The sequence below is a fragment of the Candidatus Desulfatibia sp. genome (assembly GCF_036446775.1).
In the GTDB taxonomy this organism is placed as follows: Bacteria; Desulfobacterota; Desulfobacteria; order Desulfobacterales; family UBA11574; genus Desulfatibia_A.
In genome coordinates, this window is sequence record NZ_JAZFTO010000256.1 from 18,474 (window position 1) to 35,379 (window position 16,906).

20 protein-coding genes are annotated in these 16,906 nt (G+C 49.9%); 18 read left to right on the top strand and 2 right to left on the bottom strand.

Features of this window, described 5'->3' with window-relative positions:
• Positions 1–10: 10 nt before the first annotated feature.
• Complete coding sequence (locus V3S16_RS12285; protein WP_413885347.1) at positions 11–2,077, bottom strand: radical SAM protein; 2,067 nt, start codon at positions 2,075–2,077, stop codon at positions 11–13.
• Positions 2,074–3,141, bottom strand: a complete 1,068-nt coding sequence (locus V3S16_RS12290; RefSeq protein WP_413885348.1) for a geranylgeranyl reductase family protein — start codon at positions 3,139–3,141, stop codon at positions 2,074–2,076. The genes V3S16_RS12285 and V3S16_RS12290 overlap by 4 nt, the downstream gene beginning before the upstream one ends.
• Positions 3,142–3,577: 436 nt before the next feature.
• Here V3S16_RS12290 and V3S16_RS12295 point away from each other — a divergent pair, with 436 nt between their 5' ends.
• The 18 genes from V3S16_RS12295 (at position 3,578) to V3S16_RS12380 (ending at position 16,683) form a co-directional block, all read left to right on the top strand.
• Positions 3,578–5,746 carry a hypothetical protein gene (locus tag V3S16_RS12295; RefSeq protein ID WP_413885350.1) on the top strand — a complete coding sequence of 723 codons (2,169 nt, stop codon included), beginning with the start codon at positions 3,578–3,580 and terminating at the stop codon, positions 5,744–5,746.
• A gap of 77 nt (positions 5,747–5,823) precedes the next feature.
• Complete coding sequence (locus tag V3S16_RS12300) at positions 5,824–6,477, top strand: fibronectin type III domain-containing protein (RefSeq protein ID WP_413885352.1); 654 nt, start codon at positions 5,824–5,826, stop codon at positions 6,475–6,477.
• 159 nt (positions 6,478–6,636) lie between these two features.
• Positions 6,637–6,990: a DsrE/DsrF/TusD sulfur relay family protein gene (locus V3S16_RS12305; protein WP_413885353.1), complete on the top strand. Its 354-nt coding sequence runs from the start codon at positions 6,637–6,639 to the stop codon at positions 6,988–6,990.
• 15 nt (positions 6,991–7,005) lie between these two features.
• Complete coding sequence (locus V3S16_RS12310) at positions 7,006–7,356, top strand: DsrE family protein (protein ID WP_413885355.1); 351 nt, start codon at positions 7,006–7,008, stop codon at positions 7,354–7,356.
• Between the two features lie 11 nt (positions 7,357–7,367).
• Positions 7,368–7,628 (top strand): DsrH/TusB family sulfur metabolism protein, encoded by a 261-nt coding sequence (locus tag V3S16_RS12315; RefSeq protein ID WP_413885357.1) that lies wholly within the window; start codon positions 7,368–7,370, stop codon positions 7,626–7,628.
• Positions 7,629–7,639: 11 nt separating this feature from the next.
• Positions 7,640–7,882, top strand: a complete 243-nt coding sequence (locus V3S16_RS12320) for a sulfurtransferase TusA family protein (protein ID WP_413885359.1) — start codon at positions 7,640–7,642, stop codon at positions 7,880–7,882.
• 16 nt (positions 7,883–7,898) lie between these two features.
• Positions 7,899–8,366, top strand: coding sequence for a glycine cleavage system protein H (locus tag V3S16_RS12325; RefSeq protein ID WP_413885361.1), 468 nt, complete (start codon positions 7,899–7,901; stop codon positions 8,364–8,366).
• A 69-nt stretch (positions 8,367–8,435) separates the two neighbouring features.
• Positions 8,436–9,821 (top strand): FAD-binding oxidoreductase, encoded by a 1,386-nt coding sequence (locus V3S16_RS12330; protein WP_413885363.1) that lies wholly within the window; start codon positions 8,436–8,438, stop codon positions 9,819–9,821.
• 2 nt (positions 9,822–9,823) lie between these two features.
• The gene (locus V3S16_RS12335; protein WP_413885380.1) at positions 9,824–10,987 is read left to right on the top strand and encodes a (Fe-S)-binding protein; all 1,164 of its coding nucleotides are present in this window, start codon (positions 9,824–9,826) and stop codon (positions 10,985–10,987) included.
• Positions 10,984–11,289 (top strand): DsrE family protein, encoded by a 306-nt coding sequence (locus V3S16_RS12340; RefSeq protein WP_413885365.1) that lies wholly within the window; start codon positions 10,984–10,986, stop codon positions 11,287–11,289. The genes V3S16_RS12335 and V3S16_RS12340 overlap by 4 nt, the downstream gene beginning before the upstream one ends.
• A 15-nt stretch (positions 11,290–11,304) precedes the next feature.
• Complete coding sequence (locus V3S16_RS12345; RefSeq protein WP_413885382.1) at positions 11,305–11,649, top strand: DsrE family protein; 345 nt, start codon at positions 11,305–11,307, stop codon at positions 11,647–11,649.
• Positions 11,646–11,888, top strand: a complete 243-nt coding sequence (locus V3S16_RS12350; protein WP_413885366.1) for a hypothetical protein — start codon at positions 11,646–11,648, stop codon at positions 11,886–11,888. The genes V3S16_RS12345 and V3S16_RS12350 overlap by 4 nt, the downstream gene beginning before the upstream one ends.
• Positions 11,885–12,202, top strand: a complete 318-nt coding sequence (locus tag V3S16_RS12355) for a hypothetical protein (RefSeq protein WP_413885368.1) — start codon at positions 11,885–11,887, stop codon at positions 12,200–12,202. Before V3S16_RS12350 ends, V3S16_RS12355 begins: the two co-directional genes overlap by 4 nt.
• On the top strand, positions 12,178–13,383 hold the full coding sequence (locus V3S16_RS12360) for an ABC transporter substrate-binding protein (protein ID WP_413885370.1): 1,206 nt from the start codon (positions 12,178–12,180) through the stop codon (positions 13,381–13,383). The genes V3S16_RS12355 and V3S16_RS12360 overlap by 25 nt, the downstream gene beginning before the upstream one ends.
• A gap of 24 nt (positions 13,384–13,407) precedes the next feature.
• Positions 13,408–14,313: an ABC transporter permease gene (locus V3S16_RS12365; RefSeq protein WP_413885372.1), complete on the top strand. Its 906-nt coding sequence runs from the start codon at positions 13,408–13,410 to the stop codon at positions 14,311–14,313.
• A 6-nt stretch (positions 14,314–14,319) separates the two neighbouring features.
• Positions 14,320–15,135 (top strand): ABC transporter ATP-binding protein, encoded by an 816-nt coding sequence (locus tag V3S16_RS12370; protein ID WP_413885374.1) that lies wholly within the window; start codon positions 14,320–14,322, stop codon positions 15,133–15,135.
• Complete coding sequence (locus V3S16_RS12375) at positions 15,135–15,974, top strand: ABC transporter ATP-binding protein (protein WP_413885376.1); 840 nt, start codon at positions 15,135–15,137, stop codon at positions 15,972–15,974. The genes V3S16_RS12370 and V3S16_RS12375 overlap by 1 nt, the downstream gene beginning before the upstream one ends.
• A gap of 13 nt (positions 15,975–15,987) precedes the next feature.
• Positions 15,988–16,683 (top strand): cytochrome c, encoded by a 696-nt coding sequence (locus tag V3S16_RS12380; RefSeq protein ID WP_413885378.1) that lies wholly within the window; start codon positions 15,988–15,990, stop codon positions 16,681–16,683.
• Positions 16,684–16,906 lie beyond the last annotated feature (223 nt).

The following is a 16,906-nucleotide window of genomic DNA, read 5'->3' on the forward strand; positions in this document are numbered from 1 at the left end:
CTTTTTTCATTTATCCCAAAGGTACTCCGAATTTCGACATCGAGCAGCACGCGTAGCTTACCTCTGCCTTCAATCCAAGTTTACCGGCTGCTTCCAAAGTGCCGTCGGCTGGAAAGGCTATCCCGTCCACTCCTGCCGCAAGGGCGTAAAGGTCGGTGCGTTGCCTGTACTCGCCTCCCGGCCTTGCGCATCCCAGGGCAATTTCCTTTTCGGGCAGCTTTCTGCGGCACTCCGCAAGGAATTTTCCGACTTCCTCGGCAGGCGGCGCGGGAAACTTGGACGGGTCTTTCGCATAGTACGGCATGGCAACCACAACGATTAGGGTTTCGGCGGAATGCCTGGCGACAATCTCCAGGGCCTTCCACTCACCCAGCATCTTTCCGTAATGCAGGCCCAGCACGATATGCGGGGCGACCTTCATTGAAGTGGAGCAAAGGTTTTCAAGCGACGCCTCGAAATCCTCCACACTTTTGTCAAGGTGGTATATGTGTGAAATAGTTTCGTCGGAACCAATTACGTCGATCATCGCTGTATCGACCCCCGCATCAGAAAGCCCGCGCGCGTCCCGACTGTCTATAAGCCCAGTATGAACGGCTATGCGTAAATCGTAGGTATTCTTTATTTTTTCAATCGCCCACAGGAAGTCTTTGAAAGGGATCCGGTTTCCCCTGTCGGACCCGCCGCTTATAAGAATACCTTCCGCATTTTGCGATGCCAGGCTAGCCGCCGTCTCCAAAAGATCGGTCGGTGTTGTGGCGGGTATCATAGGTTCAAGCAGCTTCCCCCGGCAATGTTCGCACCTCAGCATGCACTCCCCGCCGGTAATGGAAACGGCGGGAAAAGATTTATTTGAACACGCGTTGCTGAGTTCGGAAGTTGAATATTGTTTAAAAGAAGGAAGGTTGAGGACGATCTTATGGTTGCCGTTCGGCCTGGCGGCTAGAGCCTTTTCCCATACTACGCGGTCAAGTTTAACGCCGTTGAGCTGCTCGATACTAGTAAGTTTTTCGGGAAGGAATATTTCATCCATCTGGTCATCCATCTGGCGGCGCACCCGCGCTATGTCCTCTTTTTCGAGCTCGAAAGGATAGCTTCTTATATCCGATGGGGGGCCGTCGCCGAACGGCCTGTTGCACGCCGTTTCCCCGCAGTCCTTTCCCGGACAACCGGAAGTCTGGAACGGCTTGCCGGATTCGATAACGAATTCACTTTTCTCATGCTCGGCGCCATACGAGACAATTCGCCCCGCTTGGTCAAATTCCATCGTGCCGTAAGAGGTTATCCCCTTGTCGATCATGTAGCGCGCCAGCTGTACCCTTCTGTACTGGGCCGGATCGCACGATTTTGCTTTTTCCATCCTGGACCCTGGCTCTGGGTAAAAACTGAAAAGGTGTGTGGTTCCGCCCAGATCAAAGACCCGTTGTATTGCGGCGGCCATTTCTTTTTCCGTTTCTCCCATCCCGACAATCAGGTGTGAGCCGATATTTCCCCGCCCAAAAACCTTTTGGGCTTCTTCCAGCGATTCCCAGTACCTATCCCATTTGTGGGGGCCTTTTGTTTCTTTCCCCCGGTGCGCCTCGAAAAGTTCCGCCGTAGCAAGGTCTATCGCCACGGTAAAGCGGTCGGCGCCGGAATCCTTGAGTTTTTTTATATCCTCAATCGATGTTGTTGTGGGGTTAGACAGTATGGAAACCGGAAGTTTCGTTTTTTCTTTCAGCTTCTTCAAAATGGCCAGCGTGTCCATTTTATTATTGGGGTGCGTAAGCGTACTGATGCACGCCCTTTCCAGTGTTTTATTATCACCGGCCATTTCTATTATCCGATCCGTCGGAAAAATAGGCCATTCGACGCGGATAAAGCTGCTTGCCTTTTTTTCATGCCCGTCTTCGGTTGCGGCCGCGGATTCGGGCCTTGCCAGTCCGCAGTATGTGCACGACGCCCTGCATCCTTCAGGGTATGTAAGCAGAAGGTTCAGGCAATAAAGTCTTGCGTTACGAAAAAATTTTCCCTTTTTCAGGCCCAGCGTCATTGCCGCCGCGAGGCTTAGCTGCAAATATTCCGGGCTCGATTTTTTCATACGGTTTCCGCCTCATAATGCGCCGGTGCATAATATTCCGGAAACCCGATCCAAAGGGCGCGATACTCATCAGACGTGGGTCCTCCCCTGTCGAATGATTCCCGCCACATTTGCCTTTTCCTTTTGTCGCGTTGAAAAGATTTTTCATAAATACCCAGAAGAGCGGACGGATATTTTTTCAGATCACCAATATCCCCCGACTGTAAAAAAGCAACAACTGCCCCGGCCGCCATCCTGCCGGAAATAACCGCCCTGTAGATACCTTCGCCCGAAACGGGATGAGTGATACCGGCGGCGTCGCCTACCGTTAGTACTTTGCCTTCTAAAAGGGAAGTTACCCCCGATAAAGGTATTTTGCCGCCTGTAACGCGCAATGGGCGGGCACCAAGCTGGAATTCGCCTTGTATGGTTCCGACGAAATTGTCTAGAATTTCCTTCAAGTCAGGCCTGCCGTTGGTCGGCGATACTGCCACACCCACATTGGCGAGTTCGCCTTTTGGAAATAACCATGCGTAGCCGCCGGTAAACTCTTTTCCCATCCACACATGAATATCTTTTAATGGCCTGTCCAGCGGCAAAGTCACCTGCCGGGATATTGCTTTAATCGCGCCATCAGCGGCGCGAGGACCCGAAGCATTAATAATCGTTTTGGCGTTCAATGTTTTTGAGGCGCCGTAGTTTATTGTTAGCGACCCGGCTGCGATTCTTCCCTCGCACCGCAAAAGGAACTCAACTCCCCTGTTTTTGGCTTTTTCGGCAAGAAAAGCATCGTAAAGGTCGCGGTGGATGGTATATCCCGGCGATTTGGATCTGTGCACAGAACCGTCAGGAAGGTGGGTAACCATTTCTAATATCGGTTGCGATATAAATTCACGCGGACCGTCATAGCCGGCTCGGTGGATAAACTCGGCGCATTGTACCGGATAGCCGATCCTTTTACGTTTATCGATAACAACCGTGGAAAACCCGGCATCCGCCAATACACACGCCGCACTCGAACCGGCAGGCCCACCGCCTATAATTGCGGCATCGTATACTTTCGCGCTAAAACTCTTCGGTTTCATAATTCTTCCCAATTCATTAAATGAAAACTGCCCAAATCAACATAAGTATTATAGGTAGAGCAAAATATATTCCAGTGCGTATCGCCGATATTATAAAATTATAGGCTGGAAACTTGTCATTTTAATCATTAGAATACATAGCGTTGGGTTAATTTCCCCCTAAGCACGTAAAAGTTTCGGATAACCATCTTTGCAAAATGCAAGACATTATTGGTTTTTCAATACTTAAGTAGCGGCATTTGAAATCTGCTTTATTTAACACATTAGAATAATAAGCATTATAATGAAAAGTCTATCGGTATGAGACTTGCATTTCTTATAGAGGTTACACGAAAATTTGTGGCTTCAAGTTAATGGCGCAACATTTTAGTATATCGCCTTGGAGTTTTGTTTCAGCAGGTGGAAGACTTAATTAGACAAATAATAAGAGGAGCCTATGTCGGACAAGGATGAAAGCGCCGCTGATAGTCATAGGTATCAGGTAGAAGACGAACTTACAAATTCAAGAAACGCCCCGGAGTATACACCCGGCATGCCTTTCAAGGACCGTGTAAAACTGGTTCACAAGCTCAACTATACCAAGGCCGAACAGCAACAGCACACGGCAAACAGGGGCGTGGCGGAGATGATCGGTGTGATGGATGAAAAAGGAATCCAGAACACGTTCGACCGCTTCATGGAACAGCATCCCCAATGCGGTTACGGCCTAACCGGCGCATGCTGCGCTTTTTGTTCTTACGGCCCGTGCCGCGTTGACGACAAGACAAAAGGCTCCGTATGCGGCAAGAATGTTGATCTTATAGTAGCGGGCAATGTTGTAAGGCGTATGGCTGCCGGCCTTTCGGCTCACGGAGCCCACGCCCGCGAAATTTTCATAATGCTGAAGCAGATTGGGCTTGGCAAGGTTCCCATTCCCATCAAGGGCGGCGCCAAGGCTATTGTCATTGGCAAGTTGCTGGGAATAAAAGCGCGGGGAAAAACTGTAAAGGAAATCTGCGTTGAAATAGCCGACAGGTTCATAGACGACCTGCAAAGGGCCGAACCAAAAAAACACGATACACTGCTCGCCCTTGCCCCGTACGAGCGCACGAAAAAATGGGAAGAGCTTGGAATTATCCCGATTAGCGCCTACCACGAATGCTTCGAAAGTAACAACATCACCAGCCACGGAACAGATTCCGATTTCGACAGCCACATGGAAGCTTTTATCAGAACAGTACTTGTGTATGCGTGGAGTACCGTTATCTCGACTTCACTAGCAACCGATATAATTTACGGGATACCAAAACGAGCAACGGTGAACATGAACCTCGGCTCCATCCGTACCGACAACTGCATAAACATCGCACTTAACGGCCACAGCCCACTGGTGGCATTTGCGGTTTGCGATCTAGTGAAAACCGATCGCATAAAAGAAAAGGTTAAAGCCGCCGGAGCCGACGACCTCATGCTTTACGGCATGTGCTGTACTGGAGGCGAGTTCGCGCAGCGAGACCTGAACATACCGATGGTCGCCATGGCTTCGTCCGCCGAGCTTGCGGTGGCCACCGGCGCTTTCGAAGCTGTCATCATAGACCAACAGGACGTTCTTCCCGGCATATCAGGTGTGGCAAAACGGTTCCACACAAAGCTGATAACCACTTCTTCTTCCAGCAGGAAAGAAGGCGCCATACGGGTAGAAGTAGATTACTACTTCAGCAACCTACCCAACGTCTATGACATTGCCGAAAAGATACTCGACATATCCATAGATAACTACAAAAACCGCGACGTAAAAAAAATGCACGTCCCCAACATAAAGGCAAAAATGGAAGTGGGCTTCGGCGTGGAAGAAGTAATGAAAATTTTCAACGGCTCAATCCGCTACAACCTTATATATGGTCTGGCGGAACTCATTCGCGAGGGAAAAATAAGGGGCTTAGTGAACTTCGGCTCGTGCGGAAACATACGCGGTGCGATATTCGAGCGCAACCAGATAATCATTGCCAAACAGCTAATAAAAAACGACGTCCTTGTAACCTGCCACGGATGTTCGGGCATGGGGCTTCTTTTCGCCGGCCTTGCGCACCCGGACGCTTCGAAACTGGCCGGTGACAGGCTTCGCGAGGTTGTGGAAGCTAAAAAAATTCCGCCCGTCCTGCACGTAGGAGCGTGTACCGACAGCACCCGCGCGGGGCAGATAATGGCCTTTACCGCCATGGCCGCCGGCATCGCCAACCAGGGAATGCCTTTCGCAATGGTCGCGGCCGATCCCGCCGCTGAAAAAACGGTGGGCGCGCGTTTCGCCTTCGTTACGCAGGGAATCGAAACCTATTCGTGCGTTCAGGACAACTCTCTGGCTTCGGACAGGTACACGGACTTTGTATCCAACAAAATACGCGACATGCTCGGAGCGGCGCTTAACTGGAACCCCGACCCATACAAAACGGCCGAAGACATCCTGATTATGCTAAATAATAAGCGCGAGGCCCTCGGCTGGCCGGTATGGGATTACGTAATGGGTGACCAAAAAGAAATTGAACAGGACATACAGGATACGGTTGGAATAAGCGAAACTGGCAAAGCCGACGAACAGACCGCTGCAACAGGGGCGTGTTTTGCCTAGAAGGCGCATTATGGACGTTAATGGGATACGAAGGAAAACCATTTTCAAGCTGTTTGTAATTTAGGAGGAGGTGTCGGATGTTATTTGATGTGGAACAGCAGGCTTATAAGAGAGTGACTATCGTTCCCGAGGAAGTTTGCATCGGATGTGCATTTTTTGGAAACGAGCACGACGAAGACCCTTTTTGCATAATGGAAGAGGACGCGAAAAAGTGCCGCGTGGCGCAGGCGCTCGGCAAGTACGACAAAAAAGACGTCGAGAATGAACGACCGGTAACCGAAAAAAAGGTGGTGCTAAGAAAGCTAAACGTGGCGAAGAAAGTCAGCGTTGCACCCATGCCTTTTGAAAAAAGAAAACCGGTTGAAGTGGCCAAACCCATCGAAGCGGCAAAACCGGTTGAAGTAGCAAAACCCGTCGAAGCGGGAAAACCGGCTATTGCGGCTCCGGAAAGCCCGATTAAAGTTGCGATTATAGCAGGCAACGCACAGGCTACAATCTCATGGAGCCCCGTAAAGGGAGCGACTGCTTATAATATCTACTGGAATACAAAGGGTAATGTGAACGTTTCCGATAGGAAGTTAGCCGGAGTTTCCTCCCCATATACACATTCGGACCTGATGGGCGGGATGACTTTCTATTACGTGGTAACTGCGGAAAACGCCGGAGGCGAATCGGCTCCTTCTATCGAAATGTATAGATCGTTTCCCAAAATAAACGCATGCTTTGCATGACAAACAATGACGGGTATTGAGCCGGAAAGAAGATTCGGAAAAGCGCCATGCGGCGCATACGCCCGTACAAGGCAGGAAATGAAAAGCCGCCTGAGCCAGGCAGGGATTACGGACTTTTTAGCAAGGAAAAACAGTTTATAGGTTTAGGGAGAAAATAATATGGGCATTTTGGGAATCATGCTAACGGACGGACCATGGCAGACGGAGCGGTGGGAAACCGTTACGAAAATAGCCGAGTCGGCCTTGGACAAGGGACACGAGGTAAGACTCTTCCTCTTCCTGGACGGCGTTTACAACCCGATTAAACATCAGAATTTCCCCGATTTTACCGAACAGCCGGTGGACAGCTTCAAGCGCCTGACCGAAAAAGGCGCGACAATCGTCACCTGCGGCATCTGCACAAACGCAAGGGGCCTGCAGGACGGCAAGGAGTACGTTGATAACATCAAATCGGCAGGCCTCCCGGACTATTCAGAGTTCCTGGGAGACGCCACTTCAGTTGTCACCTTTTAGGCTGGAGGAAGGAAAATGGCATCAAACAAGATAATGGTTCAGTTTTTAAACCGCCCTTTCGGCACTATTCATTATGTTGAGGGGTTGCGCGCGTCACTGGGAATCGCATCCGGCTGGGACGAACACGAGGTTTACCTCCTGTTCATGGGCGAAGGCGTCTATTACGCCCTTAAAGGGGTCAATAGGACAGACTCCCTGAAATACATCCACACGCTGGAAAAGCTCGGCTTCGGCCTTAACGTGGAGAGGGAATCGCTACAGGAACTTGGCATCGACGAAAGCGATATTTCCGAGGAATTTAACATAGTTTCACGTGCGGAAGTGTTCGAACTGATGAAAGAACAAGACTTCACGGTCGATTTTTAGGGGGTGGAAACATGCTTTACCTTATCGATATACATCACAGGAAAATAGGATTCGAATACGCAAAAATGGACCCGGAAGCCAAGGTCGTGCTTATACAGGACGGGGTTTTCACCACCGCGGCCGAACTTCCCGATGTGCCGGAGGTCTTCGCCGTAAAGGAAGACGTGGAAAGGCGCGCTATCGCCAAGCGGCTGGGTGACAAGGTCAAACTGATAGACTACGACGAGCTGGTCGACCTCTTAATGTCCAACAAGGTTATCAATTTTGCTTAGGAGAACTTTCAATGTCTTTGATAACTGATAATCCGGACAAGACCCTGGACGTAAAGGGCCTTACCTGCCCCATGCCAGCGCTTGAAGCGAAACTCACGCTAAAAGCGATGGAGGCGGGACAGATACTGCGGTTAGAGTGCGATTACAAGCCGGCAGCGGAGGTTACGCTGCCCCAGTTTTTCAAAAAGGGGAACGTTGAATTCGAAATCGAGCAAAAGGGGGAAAACCTGTGGGTTTTCTACGTTAAACGTTAGGGGGGAAAAAGTAGCAATGGCGAATATCGAATTTGGTTCAAAGGACGAATGCAAATGGGAACTGCCCGACGACCTTTACTATCACAAAGACGACCATATATGGGCGCGCAGGGACGGCGACAAAGTCTATTTCGGCGTTGACTACTTCGGGCAGTATGCCGCCGGAGAAGTACAGTACATCAAGATCATGCCTGCGGGCCGCAAGTTCAAAAAGAATAAAACTTTCGGTTCGCTCGAAAGCGGCAAGTACATAGGGCCGATGAGGGCTCCGGTCGGCGGTGAGATACTTGAAGTAAACCAAGCCGTCATCGACTCGCCGAAACTGATAAACGCATCGCCTTACGAAAACTGGGTTATCTGCATAAACCCGGATAATTTCGACGAAGACGTTGCCGATCTGCCCCACGGAGAAGAGAAAATAAAGGAATGGATGCAGGCCGAGTTGGACGATTATAACAAGAAAGACCTCCTTAAGTGTGACTGATACTTTATGGATGCTTTAAAGGATGTTATCGCGACTGAAAGGGTAAACCTAAGCTGGTTGGAAAGGCTAATGCACTCGCACGACCTTGCTCCCGTACCCGCAAGCGTGAAAAGGAATTACAACAACATGCCGTCGGCCGTCGTGAAACCAATATCCGCGGAGGAACTTGAAAAACTCGTAAAGGCCGCGATGAGAATGAAAACCTGTCTTATTCCAAAAGGACGAGGCACTTCATACCTTTGGGGCTCTGTGCCCGTTGTGGGCGGCATTATCGTTGACATGACGGAGATGAACGAGATTTACAACTTGTCCCCGGAAAAGCTCTGGGTAGAAGCGGGCGCCGGGACGACATGGCAACAGGTGGAGGAGTACCTCGGAAAACGAGGCTATACCCTTTGCGTTTACCCCACCAGCATGCCTTCCGCCACGGTAGGCGGATGGATGGCGTCTGCCGGAAGCGGACTGGGTTCAGGGGGTTACGGTGTCGGTTCTTTGATGTACGGACCCGTCGGCAAAAACATAGCGGCCATAGAGGCTGTTACCGGGACGGGCAAAAAACTGACGCTCTTTGACAACGAAGATATTGCGGACTTCATAGGAACGGACGGCATTACGGGTTTTATAATAAAGGCGAAGATTAAAATAAGAAAAAAACCTGAAGCCGCAAAACAGGTTCTGGTAACCGCTAAAAACGAAGAAAGCCTGCAGGAGTTAGCGGAAAGGCTTTTCGCTTTAAAAACGGCATATTACGCCCAGTTCGAGGATGCCGGCCTGATTAAATGCAAGCTTTCCATAAACCTGCATACCCCTGAAATTGAGGGCGGCTTTTTGCTGCTTGCAGTTTTTGAAGGAAGCAAAAACGAGGTTTCCGGCGATGCGGGACAATTTGAAGTCGCAGCGTCAAATCTTGGAGGAAAGGTTCTTTCTGAAAGCGATGCGGCAAAAGAATGGGAAGAACGCTGTTATCCCATGAGGATTAAGCGCGGTGGCCCTAGCGTGATTGCCGGCGAATTCACGGTGCCGGCCAACCGCTTGTCTTCCGCGCTTAATGACGTTTCCAGCGAACTTCCCGGTGGTTCAGCAAAATGTGGGATTCACGGGGTCGTTGTGGGCAAGCCCGACGTCCTTGTCATGCCGCAGGTTCTTTCGGATGAAAGGAAGGGTTTCGGTTTTCTGGCCTCGTTAAGTTATTCAAAGCGGTTTAACGATATAGCCCCGCGCCATGGCGGCAAACCGTACGGAGTGGGACATCTTGGCGCCTTCAACGCAAGGTTGGTACATGGCGTTGAAGGCCTGAGACGCCTTAAGACACTTAAAAAGAAATACGACCCATTCAACGTAATAAATCCCGGAAAAGGAATAGAGCACAGAACAAGATTCGGCTTTTCCGTTCCTCCGGCTCTTTTCAACCTTACGATGTTTGGCTTGGGGCTTTTCAGGAGGGGCGCGGTTTGAAAATGGAATTGGTCGGCAAGTATAGGGAGGACTTATACATCTGCGCGCAGTGCTCGTTTTGTACCACCACGTGCGAAACGATCGGCTATACCTTGTGGGAAAGCAATACGCCCAAAGGAAGAATGTTCGCATTGAAGGAGCTCCTGGAAGGCAACCTTGAAGGCAAGTCGTCGATAATGGAAGAACTTTCCACATCCGCTTTCAACTGCACCCTTTGCGGAAGATGTGAGGCGGTGTGCCAGACAGACATAAAACTTCGCGACCTCTGGCTGAACCTGCGCACCGAACTGGTTGACAGGGGCCATTTCCCTCAAAAACTTTCACTCATGCGCGACGGAATAAACGACACCGGCAACGTTGCCAACTATCCGAACAACGAACGCGCGTCCTGGGTGGATTTCGTGGAAGACGCGCCCGATCACCTTTTTCAGAATGAAAAGGCGGACGTTGTTTATTTTGTCGGCTGCATGTCCTCGTTTTCGCCGGCGATCAGTTCCATTCCGGAAAGCTTTGCGCAGGTGCTTCATAAAGCCGGGGTGGACTTTACGATATTGGGCGAAAAGGAAATGTGCTGCACTTACCCTCTTCTGGTCGGCGGCTTAGGCGGCGACAAGGAGTTGACGGACAGACTCAGGAAGGCAAACGTTGATGCCGTAAAGGCAACAGGCGCAAAAGAAATGGTATTCACATGCCCATCGTGCTACCTGACGTGGAAAGAGGAATACATCGAGCAATACGGCCTTGATGTAGAACTTTACCATTCCACTCATTACATTCGCGATCTGGCGCGCGACGGAAAAATAAAGCTTAATAAAACGGACACAAAGGTTTGTTATCACGACCCGTGCGATCTTGGGAGAAACTCAAAAGAATACGAGGCCCCCAGGAAAATCATAAGTTACACGGGCGCGCAATTGGCGGAACCGGATCAGACCAAAGAAATCGCTTACTGCTGCGGCGGCGGCGGAGTGGTGGAAGTTTACGATCCAGACCTTTCCACGTACATGTCGTCTGCCGCGGTTCGCGCGTTCGATGAAACCGGCGCGGAAATTACGCTGACGGCATGTCAGCAGTGCAAACGGACGTTCCAGAGCACCGCCAAGGCAATAAATTCGTCTATGAAGTATATGGATATTGTCGAATTCGTATTGGAGCATATGGAATGAAGTACGGATTTCTACTTACACATGGGCCGCTTTCGGCGGAGTGCGAAAGTGTTTTGGCGCTTGCTTCGGCGGCGGCTAAAAAGGGTATCGATACAGAACTTTTCGTTATGGTGGACGGCGGGTATACCCTTTCCGACGCCAGAATGGAAAGCCTTGCCGGAAGCGGAGTTAAAGTTACTTACTGCTTCCATAACGCGGAGGAGAGAAAGTCCGTGCCGCCAGAGGGCACTCCTTACGTACAAGGCGGGATACCGGAGCTGTCCGGCATCATGGCCGAATGCGACAGGTTTTTCAGTTTTTAGCGGGAGGGTATTGTTATAGACGCGCTTGTTGTTGTATCCGAATCGCCGATGAATTCTGTGCGGGTAGCGGAGAGTATCAGGATTGCGATTGGCCTTATGACCTATATGGACGAAATCGGCATCCTCTTTACCGGAGACGCCGTATGGGCCCTTGGAGGCTTAAAGCCCGAAAAGGGCACCACAATGGCCACTTCTCTGGACCAGGTTGAAAAATTCATCTCTTACGGACAGAAAGTATTGGCCGACAGGGAATCGTGCGATAATCGTTCCGTTGCGCCCGCCATTGAAGGGGTAAAAGTTGTGGGCGCCAAAGAGGCTATCGACGCGATAAGTAAAGCGAAACACGTGGTGACGATGTGAAAATACTCTACCTCGTCACCAAGCCTTCATTCAGATTTGAAGGGCCGTGGGAATTGCGGGACAGAGATGGCGTTGTACTTATGCAGGACGCGGTACTGGCGCCGCCGGCAGGGGCTAACGATTTTTTCGTTTGCGATGCGGATGCGAAAACGCGCAGCATAAAAAACGATAGCCCCAGGATATCGCACTCTGACATAATTGATATGGCAAAAAAGTTTAATAAGGTGATTGTCCTATGAGCGGGAAGAAAGAAACGCCATTCGAAATAGAGGTACTGGCCGAATATCTGAAAAAAGGCAAATCGATCATTTATTTGACGAAGCACGATCACGATTCTGTCGGCAAGGCTCTAAAGGGAATGGGCATGAAACACGAGGATATAAAGGAGAAACTTTCTCTCAATTCTCCAAATGAATCGGCAGACGAATTCGCGGAATCGATTTCCCAAAACCGACCCGATCACATTATGGCGGATTCTCTATCCGATGTTATGAAAATACGTTCACATATAAAAAGAGGCCGCCTGTCGTGCGAAATAAAAAAGACCAAGTGATAAGCAGAAGGAAATTCATTGCCGGGCTTGCCGGAGCAGGCGCCGCTATGGGCATGGGATTTCAGCCAATAGCCTATGCGAACAAGTTAAAAAACCCTGTTCTTAAAATCGGGTACATCCCCATTACGGATGCCGCGCCCCTCTTAATAGCGCATTCCAAGGGAATGTTCCGCAAGGCCGGCATAACTACCGCTGATCCGGTAATGATACCGGGTTGGAGCGAACTTGCAATGGCTTTCGCCACTGGAGCCTTCAACCTTTCGCACCTGCTAAGCCCGATCCCATTGTATCTGCGCTACGCGAAAAACATTCCGATAAAGGTCGTCGCATGGGATCACATCAACAATTCCGCGCTTACGGTTAGGAAAGAAGACCGTATTTACGAAATAAACGACCTTGCCGGGAAAAAAATCGCCATCCCCTTCTGGTATTCCGTGCACAATATCATTCTCCAATTCGCCCTGCGCCAGTACGACCTTACCGCAGTCGTCAGCAGGCCTGAAAGGGAAGTATTGCCGAACGAAGTGGAGCTTTTGGAAATGGCTCCGTCGGATATGGTTTTTGCCCTTAAAAACGGTCTGATAGACGGATACATAGTCGCCGAGCCGTATAACGCCGCCGGCGAAATCCTTTACGGGGGGCGCATACTCCGTTTTTCAGGGGATATATGGAAAAACCATGCCTGTTGCCAGGCCGTTATGCACGAACAGGATATCGCGCTTTATCCGGAATGGGCGCAGGGGGTCGTAGACGTACTGGTGGAAGCCGAGCTGTGGCTTACAGGGAATATCGAAGAGGCCGCGTTAATACTAAGCAGTGACGGCGAGAAATATATCGACCTTCCCCGCGAAATTCTTATGAGGGCCATGACGAAATACGACCTTGAAACTTACGGCCCGAAAGGCACAAACGCAATCAGGCATACCGAATGGACAGATAAACGCGTATCGTTCGAGCCGTTTCCGTTCAAAAGTTACACGAGAACTCTGGTGGACCTGATGCGTAAAACAACGATAGATGGAGACCTTTCCTTTCTTGAAAGGCACAGCACGGAATTTATCGTAAATGACATTGTCAATTACGAGCTTATTGGCAAGTCCTTGCGGAAAAACGGGCACGTATTGATTAGGGGTATCGACATAACAAAAACAAAGGAACGCACTGAAGTGCTATCAGTGTAGTGAAACGCTAAGGAAGGGGAGCATATGGATATAGAGGGAAACGTAAGCCCCGCAACGGAGAAAAAAGAGGTCGGAGCGGGCAACCAGACCAGCAACGGTACAAGTACAGCCGCCACCGAAGCGGTGATGGCAAGATTCCGCCAACAGATAGAGATCACGAAACTGCAGAAATTCATCCAGTTTTTCACCGAAAAGAAGTACTACTTCATCGGCCTTGTAGCCATATTATCCACTTGGCAGATTTTAATGTTTGTGCAAGTGCTGGGCCCGGATTTCAGCCCTTCATTTTCACCATGGGCCGCTCTGCTGGCGTTCATAGAAATGGTAACAAGCGGCGACCTTAGTCGTCACACTTGGCCCAGCTTAAGGAGGGTGTTTTACGGGCTTTCCCTGTCAGTCGTCTTTGCGCTTCCCGTTGGAGTGCTGATAGGTTATTTCACGAAATTGGAACAGATGACCTATGTTACCTTCCAGTTCCTCAGGATGATATCGCCTCTTGCATGGATGCCCGTATCAATTATTATTTTCGGCGTAGGCGACAATTCCGTTGTTTTCCTCCTTTGGCTTGTTGCCATATGGCCACTGATACTTAACACCGCGCACGGTACCGGGAGGGTCAGCCAGTTATGGATAAACATGGCCCGAACAATGGGGGCAGGGGATTGGGCAATCCTCAGGAAAATAATCATCCCAGCCGCCATACCGGACATGCTCACCGGGTTAAGGCTTTCCGTGGGAATAAGCTGGATAATACTGGTGCCTGCGGAAATGCTCGGCGTACCGGACGGGCTGGGCTATTACATCCTCGATACGCGAGACCGCTTCAGGTACGACCAGCTTATGGCCACCATTGTCACGATCGGAGCAATCGGTTATATTCTTGATTCGATTATGCGTATGTTTATCCGCAGATACGCGTGGAAGATATAGAAAGTCATGAGCGGCAATAACAAAGCAAAAAACAAGAAGGTCCTGCTACGTTGCAAGAACCTTTGGAAGGTTTATGAAAAAAACGGTGTACAGGTGCCGGTATGCTGTGGGCTTGATTTCGACGTTTACGAAAACGAGTTCCTTTGCATTACTGGGCCGACCGGATGCGGAAAATCCACCATACTGAAAATGATGGCGGGTCTTGAACTGCCCTCAATGGGCGCACTCTCCCTTCGCGGCAAACCCATAACAAAGCCGAACAGGGAACGCGGAATTATTTTTCAGGAATACTCCATGCTGCCATGGAGAACCGTTTTTCAAAACGTCTGTCTGGGCATGGAAATCCTGAACATCAGCCCGAAAGAGCGCAAGGAAAAAGCCTTGAAGTACCTCAGCCTTGTCGCGCTTACCTACGCCAAAGACAGGTACCCCTATGAGCTGTCGGGCGGCATGAAACGCCGGATGACTCTGGCGATGGTCCTTGTTACGAACCCGAAAATACTCCTTATGGACGGCGCTTTTGGCGCGCTTGACGCCAAGACCAAGATGGTCATGCAGGCTGAAATCATTGAAATATGGAAAAAGGAAAGCGCAACTATCGTTTTCGTAACCTCGGAACTGGACGAGGCCGTAAAGCTGGGCGACCGTATAATCGTCCTAAACAGCAAGGGCGCAGTAATGAAAATCATTAACAACACCCTCCCAAGGCCCCGTCACGGGAAAGTCGCCCAGGAACCCAGATTCTTAAGACAGTTTGTGGCGCTCAGGGAAGAAGTATTCATCACGCTAAAAGCCGGTACTGTACAAAAAGGAGCCTCATAATGAGCCTTTCCAACTTTTCACCGCCCCGCTACACAAAGGATGGGGATGTTGAAGACGCAATACTTGAAATAAGAAACATCTATAAAGTTTTCATGAAGGAAGGCTCGGAGTTCCTCGCGCTCGAGGACATAAACCTGAAGGTTGCCGAAGGCGAATTAATGTGCATACTCGGGCCGACCGGATGCGGGAAATCGGTAACTCTCCAGATCGCTTCCGGGCTTATGGAGCAGACCTCCGGTTCGATTATATTAGATGGCGTGGAAGAACATGGCCCCGGCCCCCATAAGGGAATGGTTTTTCAGGAATACGCTCTTTTACCCTGGAGAAACGTCCGTGAAAATGTGGAACTGGGGCTTGAGATAAACGGAACCTCCAGGTCCGAACGCCACAGGATAGCGGGAGAACAGCTGGTCAACGTCAACATGGAGGGAACCGGTACGCTCAGTGCCCACGAAATTTCCGTCGGTATGCGCCAACGCGTTGCCATCGCCAGGGCGCTGGCGAACAATCCAAGGATTCTATTCATGGACGAACCCTTCGATTCTCTTGACGCCCTCACAAAGGAAGAGATGCAAATTGAAATCCTTAAGACATGGCATCAGACCAAAAAGACGATTTTTTTCGTCACGCACGATGTCGACGAGGCAATCTTTCTTTCCGACCGCATCTGTGTAATGGATATAAACCCCGGCAGGATTAAAAAGATTCTGGTAAACAACCTTCCGAGGCCTAGACACGAGAAAATTAAAAGGACCGACAACGAATTTTGCGAAATGAGAGAAGAAATTGTAGGGCTATATTCGTCTCTTATGGAAGACGAGTTGGACCTAATAGTCTAACCTGGGAAGAAGCATGAAACAAAGAGCATTTGCATATTCGTTTGTTGCGGTACTTGCCGTGATTATCCTGTTGCTTTCAACAAAAGAAAGTGCGTCGATTGAACCCAAAGGGGACTTTTCCAAAGGACTGGGAACATACCTTTCCTACTGCTGGGTATGCCACGGGTCGAACGGCAATGGAAACGGGCCGTATTCCCTAAGCACCAAGGAAAACCCAAGGGACCTCACCGATCAGGCCTACTTTTCAAAAAAATCCGACGAGGACATTTACAACATTATCAGCAAGGGCGGCTCAGCCTATAACAAATCCTTGCACATGAAGCCGATGGGATTTAGGCTTGAGGTTTCCGACATGTGGAACCTTGTCGCCTACATTCGCTTTTTAAGCGGTGGCAAAATTGTAGGGGACTTTGAGATTGCCCATGCGTCGGCCGCGGAAATTTACAGGAAATATTGCGCATCATGCCACGGGCCCGAAGGCAGAGGCGATGGGGTGTTGGTCAGGTACATGCCCTCTCCCGCCACAACCCTGGGGGACCGGAAAATAGTTTCCGTAAAGACGGACAGCCAGCTTTACTACAGCATTTCAGGACCGAAATCGATAGATCTCAGAGTATCTGACAACTACATGCCATACTGGAAAGATATCTTATCTAAAGAACAGATTAACGATCTTGTTCAATACATAAGGAACGAACTGGCCAAATAGAATCATCGTTTATCAAGGCCATACTGGTCGATCTTGACAAAGTTAAAAAGGATGAATACGGCAAGTACCCTACTCCCGTGATAAAATTGGTTCATGCATTTTGTAATAGACGGCGCCAAACCGATTTATCCGATTACGATAACGTCCGAACTCTCAAGTTCTACCCCTCGCATGCTTCGCGAGTATGAAAAAGAAGGGCTTATTAAGCCTGCGCGGATAAACG